This window comes from Burkholderia sp. 567 (assembly GCF_040545115.1).
Classification (GTDB): domain Bacteria; phylum Pseudomonadota; class Gammaproteobacteria; order Burkholderiales; family Burkholderiaceae; genus Burkholderia; species Burkholderia ambifaria.
Map to the genome: position 1 here is coordinate 65,337 of NZ_JBEPLG010000008.1, position 14,203 is coordinate 79,539.

Genomic DNA, 14,203 nt, shown 5'->3' on the forward strand with positions numbered 1-14,203 from the left:
TCGAGACGAAAGACCTATTATAAAATCCGCTTCTCGATTTCATCTTTCCGGCGTTTCCACTTCGTGACTCCCCGACTTTTCGCCCTGATTCCTTGCGCCGGCACGGGCAGCCGCTCCGGTTCGGCCGTGCCGAAGCAATACCGCACGCTGGCCGGCCGCGCGCTCCTGCATTACACGCTCGCCGCGTTCGACGCGTGCAGCGAATTCGCGCAGACGCTCGTCGTCCTCGCGCCCGACGACACGCACTTCGACGCGCGCCGCTTCGCGGGCCTGCGCTTTGCGGTGCGCCGCTGCGGCGGCGGCTCGCGGCAGGCGTCGGTGCTCAACGGGCTGCTGGAGCTGGGCGAATTCGGCGCGACCGACCAGGACTGGGTGCTCGTGCACGACGCCGCGCGCCCCGGCATCACGCCGGAGCTGATCCGCACGCTGGTCGCGGCGCTGAAGGACGATCCGGTCGGCGGTATCGTCGCGCTGCCGGTGGCCGATACGCTCAAGCGCGTGCCGGCCGGCGGCGACGCGATCGCCCGCACCGAGTCGCGCGACGCGCTGTGGCAGGCGCAGACGCCGCAGATGTTCCGCATCGGCATGCTGCGCGACGCGATCCTGCGCGCGCAGCGGGAAGGGCACGACCTGACCGACGAGGCCAGCGCGATCGAATGGGCCGGTCATACCCCGCGCGTCGTGCAGGGCAGCCTGCGCAACTTCAAGGTCACGTACCCTGAAGATTTCGCGCTCGCCGAAGCGATCCTCGCGCGCGGCACGAACGCTTCCTGACTTTCACCTCATCTCACACCGGAATACGCATGGATTTCAGAATCGGACAAGGCTACGACGTGCACCAGCTCGTCCCGGGGCGCCCCCTCATCATCGGCGGCGTGACGATTCCGTACGAGCGCGGCCTGCTCGGCCATTCGGACGCGGACGTGCTGCTGCACGCGATCACCGACGCGCTGTTCGGCGCGGCGGCGCTCGGCGACATCGGCCGCCATTTCTCCGACACCGACGCCGCGTTCAAGGGGGCGGACAGCCGCGTGCTGCTGCGCGAGTGCGCCGCCCGCGTGAAGGCGGCCGGCTTCACGATCCAGAACGTCGACAGCACCGTGATCGCGCAGGCGCCGAAGCTCGCCCCGCATATCGACGGGATGCGTGCGAACATCGCGGCCGATCTCGGGCTGCCGCTCGAGCGCGTGAACGTGAAGGCGAAGACCAACGAGAAGCTCGGCTACCTCGGCCGCGGCGACGGCATCGAGGCGCAGGCCGCCGCGCTGCTGGTGAAAGAGGGCGCGTGAGCGCCTGATGCCGGGTCGACGCCGGCCCGAAGCGGCGCGCAGGCTGCGCCGCCGCAATGAAAAATGCCACGCGCTTGCGTGGCATTTTCGTTTCTGGCCCGGGGCGGCGGATGCGGCGTCGAAGGACCGCCGCACCGCGCTGCCGGCCGAGCGGTGCGCTTACTCGCCTTCGGCGGCGATCACCTGCGCGGCGGCGTTGATCACCGACGCGATGCGGCCGACGTCGCGCAGCTGCGTCGTCGTCATCCCTTGCTCGTTCTTCAGCAGCGCATAGTGCGACTTCACGCAGAAGTGGCACTTGCCGACGATCGACGCGGCGAGCGCGTACATCTCGAAGCGGCGCTTGTCGACGCCGCCGTGCGACGCATACGCGCCCATCCGCAGTTCGGCGCGCTGCGTCTTCAGGTCGGCGTCGTCGGCCATCTCGACATACGGATACCAGGTGTTGTTCATCCCCATCAGCGCGGCCGCCGTCAGCACGGCGTTCGTCTCTTCGGGCGACAGCACGCCGGCTTCGCGGATCGTCTTCACGAGCACGGTGCTCTTCGCCGCGACCGCTGCCGCCAGCGCCACGCCGACCGCATCGTTGCCTTCGAGCGACGAGCGCGAGATCGTGCCGTCGAGGTTCAGGCGAATGTCCTTCGCGTAGTCGGGAATACGTGCCTTAATCGAGTCGATGAATTCCATTGATATCTCCTATGGGTTGGCCGTTAAAAAAGCCCGCAGGCAGAACGTGCGCCGCGGGCTTCGTGCATCGATGCGCTTACAGCGTTGCGCCGCCGACTGCACGGTTGCACGGGCACAGTTCGTCCGTTTGCAGGCCGTCCAGAATGCGCAGGACTTCTTCCGGGCTACGGCCGACGTTCAGGTTGTTCACCGAAACGTGCTGGATCGTGTTGTCCGGATCGACGATGAACGTCGCGCGCAGGGCCACGCCGGCTTCCTTGTCGCGCACGCCGAGCTGGTCGATCAGCTCGCCCTTGACGTCGCCGAACGAGTAGTGGTTCAGCTTGTCGAGATCCTTGTGCTCACGGCGCCATGCGAGCTTCACGAATTCGTTGTCCGAGCTGCCGCCGAGCAGGACGGCGTCGCGCTCTTCGAACTGCTTCGTCAGCTTCGCGAACTCGACGATTTCCGTCGGGCACACGAACGTGAAATCCTTCGGATAGAAGTAGATGATCTTCCACTTGCCCGGGAACGACGCTTCGGTGACGGTCTCGAACGCCGACTGGCCGTTTTCCTCGTGATTGTTGAAGCCCGGCTTCGCGGCTACGACGGTGAATGCTTCGAGTTTATCGCCCACGGTTTTCATGCGGATACTCCTGTGTGAGTTGGGAAGAAGACTGAGTCAAGCTACCTCGGTGCTGCAACGTTGATGTGACAGCATGCGAAGACTGTAACACTATTAACCAAGCGATTCAATAGATTTTGACTAACGATTCCCATAGTTTTTTTCAACCGCACCGATAGTGTGACGCGCAGGACGCGTGCGCGAACGCGTCACGCCGTCGCACGCGCCTTGCCGGCGCCGGGGAATTCGAGCGTGACTTCGAGGCCCGCGTCGGGGCTGCGGTTGCGCAAGCGCAGCGCGCCGCGATAGCGGCCCACGAGGCGCAGCACGATCGCCATGCCGAGCCCCGTGCCGTCCGCCTTGGTGCGCGCCGTGTCGACGCGGTAGAACGGCCGCATCACGAGCGGCAGCTGATCCTCGGGAATGCCGGGGCCTTCGTCGGTCACCGACAGCTCGACCCGCGCGTGCGTCACGCGCGTCTCGAGCGTGATGCGCGACACGCCGTCCTGCCGGCTCTGGCCGTATTTGCGCGCGTTCTCGACGAGGTTGCCGATCACGCGGCGCATGTCGGTCTCGTCGGCTTCGATCACCGCGCTCGGCGCAAGCCGCGTGCGGATCTCGACGCCGTCCTCGCCCGACACGCGCGCGGCGACTTCGTGCGCGATCGACGACAGGTCGACCGGCTCCGGCTTGCGCTGGGACGGACGCGCGTAGTCGATGAAGGCCGCGATGATGCGGTCCATCTGCTCGATGTCGTCGACCATCGCATCCTTGGTCGCCTGGTCGGACGGGCTCATCTCGGTCTCGAGCCGCAGCCGCGCGAGCGGTGTGCGGAGGTCGTGCGAGATGCCCGCGAGCATCAGCGCGCGATCGGCCTCGAGCTGTTCGAGGTCGCGCACCATCTGGTTGAAGCTGCGGTTGGTCTCGGCCGCGACGCCCATCCCGCGCTCGGGCAGCAGCTCGGGCGTCTGGCCCGAGCCGATCTGGCGCGCGGCGAGCGCGAGCCGCGAGAACGGCCGGTTCACGAGGCTCGTGATGAACGCGGAGCCGAACAGCGACAGCGCGAGCGCGAACAGGCCCCAGCCGGCCCACTGCAGGCCGGTGACGCTGTCGAGCTGGTCGCGGTCGAGCGCGACCCAGTAGTCGTCGTCGTCGATCTTGAAGCTGATCCACACGCCGGGAATGTCGTTGACCGACTGCGCGATCACGGTCTCGTCGCCGAGCCGGCTGCGGATATCGTGTTCGATCAGACGGTTCAGCGATTCGTCGGGCTGCAGCTTGAACTTGTCGGTTTTTTCGCGCGGGTAGACGCGCACGCCCTCGTTGCTCTCGAGATCCTGCAGCAGCGCGCGCCGCAAATCGGGATCGGAATAGAGCAGGGCGGTGCGCGTGAGCTTCACGATCGCGACGAGCTGGAGCGCGACGCGCTGCGCGCGCGGCTCGCGCTCGATCACGCGAAAGCTCTGGAACCACGCGGCGAGACTGACCGAGATCAGCAGCGCGATCAGCAGGAAGGTGCGCCAGAACAGCCCGCCGAACGCGAGCTGCAGGAGGCGCCGGTCGATACGCATGGGACGGGCCGAGGACAGGCGAAACCGGAAAGGAAAAAGATCAGGCGGCGCCGTCCGGAATGAACACGTAGCCGAGGCCCCAGACAGTCTGGATGAAACGCGGGCTGCCCGGATCCGGCTCGATCAGCTTGCGCAGGCGCGAGATCTGGACGTCGAGGCTGCGGTCGAACACTTCGTATTCACGGCCGCGCGCGAGCTCCATCAGCTTCTCGCGCGACAGCGGCTGGCGCGGATGGCGCGCGAACACCTTCAGCACCGAGAATTCGCCGGTGGTCAGCGGGATTTCCTGGCCCGACTTCGTGAGCGTGCGCGTCGCGAGGTTCAGCGAGAATTCGCCGAACTCGAACACCTCGGTGGTTTCCGAGGGCGCGCCCGGCAGTTCGGCCGGCGCCTGGCGGCGCAGCACCGCGTGAATGCGCGCGACCAGTTCGCGCGGGTTGAACGGTTTCGGCAGGTAGTCGTCGGCGCCCATCTCGAGGCCGACGATGCGATCGACATCCTCGCCCTTCGCGGTGAGCATGATGATCGGCGTGCGATCGTTGCTGCCGCGCAGGCGGCGGCAGATCGACAGGCCGTCCTCGCCCGGCAGCATCAGGTCGAGCACGAGCAGGTCGAAGCGCTCGCGCACCCAGAGCTTGTTCATCGCAGTCGCGTTCTCCGCGACGTATACGTTGAAACCCTGCTCGCCGAGATATCGGCGCAGCAGATCGCGCAGGCGCGGGTCGTCGTCGACGACGAGAATCTTGGAGGGGTTTTTCGTTTCCATGAGCGGCATCTTATCGCGAATGGGAAATCACGCACGCTCGCGTATTTTCGCGCGTTACAGTCCGTTACAAAATTTACCCGTAGTGTCGCGTGGAGTAAAGGCACGCTATAGAGATTCCTTTACTCGAAGCCGGAGTTCGGTAGATACTCCCCAGCACTCCATCTTTCATCTTTGTACACCCGAATTCCGCAGGGTTTTTCAAGTACCAGAGGTAACCGGTTGCCGCGTGACGAAGCGAACAAATCGACCAGAGAAGCGAGGACGGTCATGCGATCTGCGCGGATTGCAGTGATGCTGACGATCGCACTTGCCGGTCCATATGCGTCGAACTTCGCGTATGCGCAGCGCCCCGAGGCGGGCGCATCGTCGCGCAAGCTGCAGCGCGGCAAGGCGCCGCAGTCCGACCGCGCCGCCGACACGGCGGTCCGGTCCGCCGTGCCTCCCGATCTCGAACAGCACCGCCGCGACGGGCACATGACGCCCGAAGAGCGCCACCTGCTGCGCCAGCACATCGAGGACGCCGTTCGCGAGCTGTACAAGCGCTGACACGCACGCGTGCCCGCACGGCAACGAAAGATTCCGTAGCAATTTTCCCGTCAACTTTCCCATGCGTGCCGCCGTTGAACCTGCATCCGCACCGCCGGTGCGTTCCGGGAGTCCACGACGATGAAAGCGAACGCTGCCGCCCCGGCATCGCCCGCGATGCAGGCGCCGCTCGACGCCGACGATGCGCTGTTCTTCCTGAGCCGCACCGGCTTTTCTCCCGCACCGGCCGAGGTCGCCCGCATCGTCGGCATGACGCGCGCGCAGGTCGTCGCCGACACGCTCGGCAACGTGCGGCGCGAGCCCGTGACGCGCTGGCCCGACTGGGTCGCCGAGTTGCCGCCGACCCGCGCGCAGCGCCAGGCGCTGACCCCCGATATGCGGCGCGACGAGCAGCGCGAGCGCAATCGCCGCTACGATGCGTTGCGCGCGGCGTGGGTCAACGAGATGGTCGCGACGCCGTCGCCGCTCACCGAGCGCATGACGCTGTTCTGGCACGGGCACTTCACGTCCGGGCAGGACAAGGTCCCGTATCCGCAGACGATGGCCGCGCAGCATGCGCTGTTTCGCCGCGAGGCGCTCGGCAGTTTCGACACGCTGCTGCACGCGGTCGCGAAGGATCCGGCGATGCTCCAGTATCTCGACGGCGCGAGCAACCGCAAGGGACGCCCGAACGAGAATTTCGCGCGCGAGGTGATGGAGCTGTTCACGCTCGGCGAAGGGCACTACACGCAGCACGACGTGACCGAAGCCGCGCGCGCGATGACCGGCTGGAGCGTCGATCCCGATACGCTGCGCTTCGTGGCGCGGCCCGAGTGGCACGACACGGGCGAGAAGACGATACTCGGCGAGACCGGTGCGTTCGACGGCGACGGGTTTCTCGACATCCTGCTGAAGCGGCCCGACACCGCGCGCTTCATCGCGGGCAAGCTGTGGCGCGAGTTCGTGTCCGATACGCCGGACGCCGGCGCGCTCGAGATCGTGGCCGAACGGTTCCGCGCGAGCGGCTACGACATCCGCACGGCGCTCGCCGCGCTATGGTCGACCGACGCGTTCTGGGATCCGGGCAATCGCGGCGTGCTCGTCAAGTCGCCGGCCGAGTTCGTCGTCGGGTCGGTGCGGCTGTTCGACGTCGCGTACGGCGATCCTCAGATGCTCGCGAACACCGTGCGCACGCTCGGGCAGAACCTGTTCTATCCGCCGAACGTGAAGGGCTGGCCGGGCGGCGCGCTGTGGATCAACAGCACCACGCTGCTCGCGCGCAAGCAGTTCGTCGAACAGCTGTTCCGCGCGACCGAGGCGGCCGGGATGCGGGCGCCCGCGCACGCGATGGCGCAGCCGGTGCCGAATGGGCGTGCGCGTGCGATGCCGGTTGCGGACACCGCCTCCGGTGCCAGCATGCCCGGTGCCGGTACGCCCGCTGCCGGTACGCCCGCTGCCGGTACGCCCGGTGCCGGCATGCCCGGCGCGCCGGTCAAGCCCGCACGCGGTGGCCTGCGGTTCGACCTCGAACGCTGGCTCGCGCAGTATCGTATGCGGCCGCAGGCGCGCGCCGGCTTGTCCACCGAGCTTCAACTGCAGCACGCGGTGCTGCCGGTGTCGCCGGTCGCGGCGATCGATACGGACTCGACCGGCAGCGCGTATCTCGAGGCATTGCTGATGGATCCGGCTTATCAACTGAAATGACCGAAACGACGACGAACAGGCGCGCTGCAGCGGTGGCCATGCCGCGCGGCGAACCGAAGGATGCACGATGAACCGACGTGATTTTCTGACGCTCACGGGCGCCGCGGCCGCGGCGGGCGTGTCGTTGTGGCAGCCGGCCACGCAGGCGGCTTCGATGCCCGCGACGGGGCGGGGCGGCTATGCGAACGTGTTGATCCTCGTCGAGCTGAAGGGCGGCAATGACGGCCTCAACACGGTCGTGCCGTATGCGGATCCGCTCTACTACCAGTTCCGCCGCGGCATCGGCATCAAGCGCGACCAGGTGCTGCAACTCGATGCGCATACGGGGCTGCACCCGGCGCTCGCGCCGCTGATGCCGCTGTGGCGCGACGGGCAGGTCGCGATCGTGCAGGGCGTCGGCTATCCGCAGCCGAACCTGTCGCATTTCCGTTCGATCGAGATCTGGGATACCGCGTCGCGCTCGGACCAGTACCTGCACGAAGGCTGGCTCACGCGCACGTTCGCGCAGGCGCCGGTGCCGCCGGGCTTCGCGGCGGACGGCGTCGTGCTCGGCAGCGCCGAGATGGGACCGCTCGCGAACGGCGCGCGCGCGATCGCGCTCGTCAATCCCGCGCAGTTCATCCGCGCGGCGCGGCTGGCCGAGCCGTCGTCGCTGCGCGAACGGAACCCGGCGCTCGCACACATCATCGACGTCGAGAACGACATCGTGAAGGCGGCGGACCGGCTGCGCCCACGCGGCGGGATGCGCGAGTTCAGGACGGCCTTTCCGGCCGGGACGTTCGGCACGTCGGTGAAGACCGCCATGCAGGTGCTCGCGGCATGCGAAGCGTCGGGGCCCGGTGCGCAGGACGGCGTCGCGGTGCTGCGGCTCACGCTCAACGGGTTCGACACGCACCAGAACCAGCCGGGGCAGCACGCCGCGCTGCTCAAGCAGTTCGCGGAAGGGATGGGTGCGATGCGCGACGCGCTGATCGAGCTCGGGCGCTGGAACCAGACGCTCGTGATGACGTATGCGGAATTCGGGCGGCGCGTGCGCGAGAACCAGAGCAACGGCACCGATCACGGTACCGCCGCGCCGCATTTCGTGATGGGCGGCCGCGTGGCCGGCGGGCTGTACGGTGCAGCGCCTGCGCTCGGACACCTCGACGGCAACGGCAACCTGCCGGTCGCGGTCGATTTCCGTCAGCTGTATGCGACCGTGCTTGGGCCGTGGTGGGGGCTCGATGCGACGCGCGTGCTGCAGCAGCGCTTCGACACGCTGCCGCTGCTGAAGGTGTGATGGGGGACGCGCGTTGTGGCGCGGGTCAGCGGCGGCGCGCGGCGCGCCATGCGATCCACAGCTTGCGGATTGGCGTCAGCGCGATGCGCTGGTGCAGCACCTGGTAGCCGTCGCGCTCGATTTCGTCGAGCAGCGCGTCGGCCAGTGCGATCTGCGCACGCAGCGTGCGTTGCGCGCGGCGTTCGGACGCGGGGATCGCTGCGTCGGCGGCGGCGAGCGCTTCGCGCGCGCGGGCCGTCTGAAACTGCAGCAGCTCGGTGAAGGCCGGGCTGTAGCGACGGTTCAGCAGGTCGGCCGCGGTCACGTTGTAGCGTTGCAGTTCGTCGATCGGCAGATAGATGCGGCCATGGCGCGCATCGTTGCCGAGCTCCTGCACGAATTGCGCGAGCATCAGCGCGCGGCCGGCATCCGCGGCCCACGGCTGCGGGTCGGCCGGATTCGCGGCGCTGGCGCGCGCGACCAGCGACGCGAAGGTGCCGCCGACCTGCGCGATGTAGCGTTGCAGGTTCGCGAAATCCAGGTAGCGCGCCTGCTCGAGATCCATCCCGTAACCGTTGACCAGCGTGCGCAGCGCATCGGCTTCGGCCGCGATCGCCGAGTGATGCTGCGCGAGCGCCTTCGTGACCGGGTGCGACGGTTCGCCGGCGGCGAGCGCGGCGAGCTCCTTGTGCCACCACGCGAGCTTCGTGTGTCCGACGGTCGGGTCGCTGGTTTCCTTGACGGTTTCCTCGAGTTCGCGGCGCAGCGCGAACAGGGCGGTCAGGCGCGGTTCGGCGGCGCGCGGCGCCTGGCGCAGCGCGTAGTAGACGCTGGAGCCCGCGGGGGCGGCCTTTTGCTGACAGTAGTCGTCGAAGTTCACGGGTGGGATCGTGGCGGAGGCGGGTTCGGGGGCGCGCGCCGGCGCGGGGCCGGCACGTCGAGCGCGGCATTCTAGCACCGCTGTCCGGCGGGCGCCGGCGGGGCGAGACAACGCCGCACAGATCGGGTAGAATCTCGCGCTCGCCTGATCGGGCGTGCCGGTTTTCGGGCCGGCATGAAGCCCCGGCGCGTGGAGAACGCATCTTGCGTGCCGCGCGGTCAGGCAGCAGGAATGCGCGTGAGTGGCGAAATTGGTAGACGCACCAGGTTTAGGTCCTGACGCCCGCAAGGGTGTGCCGGTTCGAGTCCGGCCTCACGCACCACGAAGTCGAACGTGCCCCGCCAAGGGCCGTTCCTGAAAAGCGCTGCCGGTCGGCTGATCCGCAGCGCTTTTTTCTTGATGCCGGTGTTTTCTCCGCCGGTAATCCGTCCATGCGCGCGCACGGAAAAGCGTGCCTGGCGAGTGTAATATCGTGCTCACTTTACCTATAAAAAGCACAACTACACCGAGGGCAATCGATGAAGACCACCGTGTATGCGCCGATTTCCGTTCTGGCGCTGATGCTCGCCGCGCCGGCATGTGCGTCAACGCCCGCCGACAACATCGCATGGAGCACCAGGCCGGCGCAGACGGTTGCATCGTCGTCGGTGTGCTCAGCCTATTTGGGGCGCGTGATTTCGAGCGGTGAGCGGATGACGACGGAAACCGTGCTGACAGCGGTCGGCCGGGTGCTGGCCGGCACAGCACCGCCCCTCGTCATTGCCGAGCACCGGGGCGCAGCCCCCAATCCGTGCGCGCAGCCCGGCTTGTGATGGGCGCGCAAGCGAACCTCAGCGATCATCGCTTCACCCTGAATCAAACCCGATAACCCGCGTCGCGCGTCGCGCAACCGCAGCGCTTTGTCGTTTTGAGTGACGCGTCTTAATCCCAGAAACTCCGCACCGCGACCGCCACGATCACCGGCACCGAAAACACCAGCGGAATCGCGAAATACTGCGCTTCGCGATCGACGATCCAGCTATAGATCAACCACGCCACGCCGATCGCGAACGTGATGAGGCCGACCAGCACGGCGGCGATATTCAGAGCCAGCTTCGAAGGCTGGCGGCGCGCTTTGTCGTTGGTGTCGGGTTCGCGCGGAGACGGTTTCATCTGACGAGGGGCCTGGCAGGTGTAAAAGCACAGGAAACCCCATCCGCCCCGATCGCGCAAGGGCCGGCGTGTGCCGACCCCGTATCTTGCGTGAACGCGCGTTACAACCCGAACGACGCTGCCAGTTCGTCGAGCAGCTCGCGCTGGAACGCGACGAACCGCTCGCCCGGCTGCTGCGCGATCGCGAGCTCGAGCATCGGATCGGCGACCTCGGTACGCATGCCGGCCAGTTCCTCGACGATCGCGAGCCCGCAGAACGGCACGTACGCCTCCGAATAGCCGCCTTCATGGATGATGACGAGCCGCCCGCCGCAGTGGCGCTGTGCTGCGTCCTTCACCGCCCGCGTCATGAACCGGTAGCTGTCGGTATGCAGCAGCATGCGCGCGAGCGGGTCGACCGCGCTCGCATCGAGGCCGCTCGCGACGACGATCAGTTCCGGCCGGAACCGTTCCAGCGCCGGCAGCACGATCCGCTCGAACGCATACCGATACGCGTCATCTCCGCTGCCCGCCAGCAACGGCACGTTCAGGTTCGCCCCGCCGCCCGCGCCTTCGCCGCGGTCGCCGCCGCCGCTGTAGCCGGGCGGAAAGCAGCGGTCCTGATGCAGCGAGATCGTCAGCGTGTTGGGATCGTCGTAGTAGATCGACTGCGTGCCGTTGCCGTGATGGACGTCCCAGTCGATCACCGCGACGCGGCCGATGCCGTGCTTCGCGCGCGCGGCCTCGATCGCGATCGGAATGTTCGCGAGCAGGCAGAAGCCCATCGGGCGATCGCGCAGGCAGTGATGGCCGGGCGGCCGCGACAGCGAGAACGCGTTGGCCGCATGCTCGCCGACGACGGTGTCGATCGCCGCGATCGCGAGGCCCGCGGACAGCGTGGCGATCTCGTAGCTGCCCTTGCCGAACGGCGCGAGATCGCCGAGGTCGCCGCCGTGCGCATCGCTGAGCGCGCGGAACGCGTCGAGATAGCTCGCCGGATGGATGCGCAGCAGATCGCCGGGGGTGGCCGGCGCGGCGCCGCGCATGTCGAGGTGAGCGGCAAGGCCCGACGCCTGCACGAGCGACAGGAAGCGGCGCTTCGAATCGGGAGACTCCGCGTAGCCGCCGCTCGATGGCGGCTGGACCCAGCCGCCGACCGGGAAGAACAGCGCGTGCGTGCCGCCGGTGTGCCAGAAGGTGCGTTCGTCGGTGAAGAAGGCAGTGCGATTCATGGGTGAGCTTGACCTGTCACGGTTGGGAAGAAACGGAAGTCATGGAAGTGCGCGCGCGGCGATCGAGATGGCGCAGCGCGGCGAACGATGCGATCGCGCCGGCGATGGCGGCCGCGAATAGCGCGTGCATCGTGCCGCCGGCATCGAGCAACAGCCCGGCGAGCAGCGGGCCGGCCGCGAGGCCCGCACCGATCACGAAATTGAGCGTCGCGACGAGGCGCCCGGACGTATCGATTTGCGCGACGGTCGCGAGCATGAACGGCAGCACGAACGTCCACGCGAACTTGAACGCGAAGATCGCGGCGCTGTAGCCGCTCGCATGCGGCAGCGCGGCGAGTGCGACGAGCGATGCCGCGAGCAGCGCGTAACCGGCGGCCAGCATCGCGCGCCGGGCAAGCCGGCCGCCCGCGCACGAGGCGAGCGCCGCGCCGGCAATCCCCATCACGCTCGCGATCGCGAGCACGTTGCCGGTCGACTGCGGATCGAGTCCGGCCTGCGCCGCCGCGCGGCTCGCGAACGTCCACACGCTGCCGATCGCGAGATAGAACATCAGCACCGCGCCAATCGCCAGCGCGACGAAACGTGGTGACGCATCGGCATCGGCATCGGCATCGGCATCGGCGCCGCCGCGCGCGGCCTGTGCCGACGCGGTCCGTACACCGAGCGTCGCTGGAAAGCCGCGCGACAGCGGCGCCGCGAACAGCGCGAGCACGGCCAGCGCGACATATAGCGCGCGCAGCCCGAACGCGGCGAACACGTGCGGCAGCACGAACAGGCCGATCGCGCCAGCGGTCAACTGGCCGACGACCCACAGCCCGTACACGCGATCGCTGTTCTCGCTCGTGGCCGCGCTGGTCATGCAGAGCACCATCAGCGAGCCGCCGCCGAGTGCGGTGACGGCACGCAGCGCGAGCAGCGCGCCGAAGCCCGGCATCCACAGCGCGGTCAGCAGGTTGCCCATACCGAACAGGGCGATCGCGCACGCAGCGACGCGGCGCGCATCGATGCGGCCGAGCCACAGATACGACGGTACGGTCGCGAGGCTGAACGCGCCGAGTTCGACGAAGAAGTAGGTGCCGATCTGCGATGCGGACAGCCCGAGCTGCGTCGCCAGCTGAGCGGCGACGGCCGGCGCGACGAGCAGCAGCAGCGGCGTGATGGCCGCGAACACGACGAGCGCGACGAGTGTCGAGCGCGCGAAGGTCGCCGTGTGGCTGTCGGATGGCAGTGCGGTATCGGAGCAAAGGGTTTTCATGGCGGGATCTCGCTGGACGGAATCAGAACAGGTGGTACATGCCGACCATCGCGCCGAACTGGGATGCGCCGGCAAGCGGCGTCGGGTCGTATTCGTAGACGGTCTGCGAGCTCTGCCCGCTGTTGCGCGCGTAGCCCAGGTTCATGTAGGCGACGGTGCGTTTCGACAGCGCGTAGGTGGTGCTCGCGATGAACAGCGTCGGGTGGCCGATCGCCGGCGTGTGCGAATCGGTGTGATAGACGCCCGCGTTCAGTCCGACTCCGCTCGAGCTCAGGTAGCGCGCGCCGCCCCAGACGATCGTGCGCGCCGCATCGAGGTCGCCGCTCACGCGTTCGACGCCCGCATAGACGGTGAGCGGCAGTGACGCGAATGCATAACGTGCGGCGAGCGTGCCGAGGTCGCGGCGGCGCGCGGAAGCATCGTCCGCGGCGGATGCGTCGCCGTGCGCCTGATGCAGCACCGCACTGACCGACAACCCGTTGCTCGTGTACTGGCCGCCGAGTTCGAGCACGCGCCCGGCGCGCGTATTGCCCGCGACGCCGGCCGTCGCCGCGAGGGCCTCGACATCGAAGCCGGCGAACGTGGGCGACTGATACTTGATCGAGTGGTCGATGAAATTCGCCGTCATCGGCACGATCACGCCCTGGCCGCTGTACGACGCGTACCACAGCGGGTCGTAGAACAGCGTCTTGTCGAATAGCACGCTGAATTGCCGGCCGAGCGTGACGGTGCCGGCCGGCCCCGCGACACCGACGTACGCGCCGCGGAAGAACGCATAGCCGGGGGCGGTCGCGGTGCCGTCGTTGAGGTTGAGGCCCTGTTCGAGCTTGAACAGCGCGCGCCAGCCGCCGCCGAGATCCTCGTTGCCCTTCAGCCCGATCTGCGAAGGCAGGATCCCGTAGTTCTGCAACTGCACGGCCGCGTGTCGTCCGTCGGCATGCGTCAGGTACTGCACGCCGGCGTCGAGCGCGCCGTACAGCGTGAGGGCCGATTGCGCATGCGCGGCAACGCTGCACGCAGCGAGCGCCGCGGCGGCCGTGGCCGTGCGGATGAAGCGGGGTGTCATCACGTCGGGTTCTCCATACCGTCCTGCATCGTGTGTTGTTGTCGCGACGCAGTGTCCGCAGCGGGAAAGCGGGCGAACAGTCGTGCAGATGAACGGTGTGGAAAACCCGCGGGGCACGGCGGGGACGTGCCGCGACGCCGCGGTGCGGCGTGCCGTGCGGCAGCAACGGGTGGCGTACCGTTCAAATGGATGGGGCTGCCGCGTGTTCCGGCAGTGACGCCCGCCAAAAATGCCG

General features: G+C 67.9%; 15 protein-coding genes and 1 tRNA gene. 7 read left to right on the forward strand and 9 right to left on the reverse strand.

Annotation, left to right across the window (positions count from 1 at the left end; translation table 11 throughout):
* Positions 1–63: 63 nt before the first annotated feature.
* Complete coding sequence (ispD, locus tag ABIC50_RS22875; RefSeq protein ID WP_354166950.1) at positions 64–774, forward strand: 2-C-methyl-D-erythritol 4-phosphate cytidylyltransferase; 711 nt, start codon at positions 64–66, stop codon at positions 772–774.
* A 29-nt stretch (positions 775–803) separates the two neighbouring features.
* Positions 804–1,289, forward strand: a complete 486-nt coding sequence (gene ispF / locus ABIC50_RS22880) for a 2-C-methyl-D-erythritol 2,4-cyclodiphosphate synthase (RefSeq protein ID WP_175660552.1) — start codon at positions 804–806, stop codon at positions 1,287–1,289.
* Between the two features lie 159 nt (positions 1,290–1,448).
* Here ispF and ABIC50_RS22885 read toward each other — a convergent pair whose 3' ends face one another.
* The 4 genes from ABIC50_RS22885 to ompR all read right to left on the reverse strand — a co-directional run bounded on the left by ABIC50_RS22885 (position 1,449) and on the right by ompR (position 4,926).
* Positions 1,449–1,976, reverse strand: coding sequence for a carboxymuconolactone decarboxylase family protein (locus ABIC50_RS22885; RefSeq protein ID WP_006752031.1), 528 nt, complete (start codon positions 1,974–1,976; stop codon positions 1,449–1,451).
* Between the two features lie 76 nt (positions 1,977–2,052).
* Complete coding sequence (locus tag ABIC50_RS22890; protein WP_006478563.1) at positions 2,053–2,601, reverse strand: peroxiredoxin; 549 nt, start codon at positions 2,599–2,601, stop codon at positions 2,053–2,055.
* A gap of 188 nt (positions 2,602–2,789) precedes the next feature.
* Positions 2,790–4,151 (reverse strand): ATP-binding protein, encoded by a 1,362-nt coding sequence (locus tag ABIC50_RS22895; RefSeq protein WP_011657176.1) that lies wholly within the window; start codon positions 4,149–4,151, stop codon positions 2,790–2,792.
* Between the two features lie 40 nt (positions 4,152–4,191).
* Positions 4,192–4,926 carry an osmolarity response regulator transcription factor OmpR gene (ompR, locus tag ABIC50_RS22900; protein WP_004192636.1) on the reverse strand — a complete coding sequence of 245 codons (735 nt, stop codon included), beginning with the start codon at positions 4,924–4,926 and terminating at the stop codon, positions 4,192–4,194.
* 258 nt (positions 4,927–5,184) lie between these two features.
* Between ompR and ABIC50_RS22905 the strand changes: the two genes are divergently transcribed.
* The 3 genes from ABIC50_RS22905 (at position 5,185) to ABIC50_RS22915 (ending at position 8,425) form a co-directional block, all read left to right on the forward strand.
* On the forward strand, positions 5,185–5,463 hold the full coding sequence (locus ABIC50_RS22905; protein ID WP_126228058.1) for a hypothetical protein: 279 nt from the start codon (positions 5,185–5,187) through the stop codon (positions 5,461–5,463).
* Between the two features lie 120 nt (positions 5,464–5,583).
* Positions 5,584–7,146: a DUF1800 domain-containing protein gene (locus tag ABIC50_RS22910; RefSeq protein ID WP_354166953.1), complete on the forward strand. Its 1,563-nt coding sequence runs from the start codon at positions 5,584–5,586 to the stop codon at positions 7,144–7,146.
* A gap of 67 nt (positions 7,147–7,213) precedes the next feature.
* The gene (locus ABIC50_RS22915; RefSeq protein WP_354166956.1) at positions 7,214–8,425 is read left to right on the forward strand and encodes a DUF1501 domain-containing protein; all 1,212 of its coding nucleotides are present in this window, start codon (positions 7,214–7,216) and stop codon (positions 8,423–8,425) included.
* A gap of 25 nt (positions 8,426–8,450) precedes the next feature.
* Here the strand turns inward: ABIC50_RS22915 and hpnD are convergent, their stop codons facing one another.
* On the reverse strand, positions 8,451–9,284 hold the full coding sequence (gene hpnD, locus ABIC50_RS22920) for a presqualene diphosphate synthase HpnD (protein WP_354166959.1): 834 nt from the start codon (positions 9,282–9,284) through the stop codon (positions 8,451–8,453).
* A gap of 235 nt (positions 9,285–9,519) precedes the next feature.
* On the opposite strand from hpnD, the gene ABIC50_RS22925 reads away from it, so the two are divergent.
* Positions 9,520–9,606 (forward strand) — tRNA-Leu (locus ABIC50_RS22925).
* 196 nt (positions 9,607–9,802) lie between these two features.
* Positions 9,803–10,096: a hypothetical protein gene (locus ABIC50_RS22930; protein ID WP_354166961.1), complete on the forward strand. Its 294-nt coding sequence runs from the start codon at positions 9,803–9,805 to the stop codon at positions 10,094–10,096.
* 109 nt (positions 10,097–10,205) lie between these two features.
* Here the strand turns inward: ABIC50_RS22930 and ABIC50_RS22935 are convergent, their stop codons facing one another.
* The 4 genes from ABIC50_RS22935 to ABIC50_RS22950 form a co-directional block, all read right to left on the reverse strand.
* Positions 10,206–10,436, reverse strand: a complete 231-nt coding sequence (locus tag ABIC50_RS22935) for a hypothetical protein (protein WP_126228054.1) — start codon at positions 10,434–10,436, stop codon at positions 10,206–10,208.
* A gap of 101 nt (positions 10,437–10,537) precedes the next feature.
* Positions 10,538–11,647, reverse strand: coding sequence for a histone deacetylase-like amidohydrolase (locus tag ABIC50_RS22940; protein ID WP_354166964.1), 1,110 nt, complete (start codon positions 11,645–11,647; stop codon positions 10,538–10,540).
* 16 nt (positions 11,648–11,663) lie between these two features.
* Complete coding sequence (locus ABIC50_RS22945; protein ID WP_354166967.1) at positions 11,664–12,902, reverse strand: MFS transporter; 1,239 nt, start codon at positions 12,900–12,902, stop codon at positions 11,664–11,666.
* A gap of 22 nt (positions 12,903–12,924) precedes the next feature.
* The gene (locus ABIC50_RS22950) at positions 12,925–13,968 is read right to left on the reverse strand and encodes a porin (RefSeq protein WP_481183614.1); all 1,044 of its coding nucleotides are present in this window, start codon (positions 13,966–13,968) and stop codon (positions 12,925–12,927) included.
* Between the last annotated feature and the right edge of the window lie 235 nt (positions 13,969–14,203).

What these genes read in the sequence shown, in the direction of transcription:
- ompR (WP_004192636.1), bottom strand. Translation starts at nt 4,926, where the DNA reads ATGCCGCTCATGGAAACGAAAAACCCCTCCAAGATTCTCGTCGTCGAC.
- ABIC50_RS22910 (WP_354166953.1), top strand. Translation starts at nt 5,584, where the DNA reads ATGAAAGCGAACGCTGCCGCCCCGGCATCGCCCGCGATGCAGGCGCCG.
- ABIC50_RS22905 (WP_126228058.1), top strand. Translation starts at nt 5,185, where the DNA reads ATGCGATCTGCGCGGATTGCAGTGATGCTGACGATCGCACTTGCCGGT.
- ABIC50_RS22930 (WP_354166961.1), top strand. Translation starts at nt 9,803, where the DNA reads ATGAAGACCACCGTGTATGCGCCGATTTCCGTTCTGGCGCTGATGCTC.
- ispF (WP_175660552.1), top strand. Translation starts at nt 804, where the DNA reads ATGGATTTCAGAATCGGACAAGGCTACGACGTGCACCAGCTCGTCCCG.
- ABIC50_RS22890 (WP_006478563.1), bottom strand. Translation starts at nt 2,601, where the DNA reads ATGAAAACCGTGGGCGATAAACTCGAAGCATTCACCGTCGTAGCCGCG.
- ABIC50_RS22915 (WP_354166956.1), top strand. Translation starts at nt 7,214, where the DNA reads ATGAACCGACGTGATTTTCTGACGCTCACGGGCGCCGCGGCCGCGGCG.
- ABIC50_RS22885 (WP_006752031.1), bottom strand. Translation starts at nt 1,976, where the DNA reads ATGGAATTCATCGACTCGATTAAGGCACGTATTCCCGACTACGCGAAG.
- ABIC50_RS22940 (WP_354166964.1), bottom strand. Translation starts at nt 11,647, where the DNA reads ATGAATCGCACTGCCTTCTTCACCGACGAACGCACCTTCTGGCACACC.
- ABIC50_RS22895 (WP_011657176.1), bottom strand. Translation starts at nt 4,151, where the DNA reads ATGCGTATCGACCGGCGCCTCCTGCAGCTCGCGTTCGGCGGGCTGTTC.
- ABIC50_RS22935 (WP_126228054.1), bottom strand. Translation starts at nt 10,436, where the DNA reads ATGAAACCGTCTCCGCGCGAACCCGACACCAACGACAAAGCGCGCCGC.
- ABIC50_RS22945 (WP_354166967.1), bottom strand. Translation starts at nt 12,902, where the DNA reads ATGAAAACCCTTTGCTCCGATACCGCACTGCCATCCGACAGCCACACG.
- ABIC50_RS22950 (WP_481183614.1), bottom strand. Translation starts at nt 13,968, where the DNA reads ATGACACCCCGCTTCATCCGCACGGCCACGGCCGCCGCGGCGCTCGCT.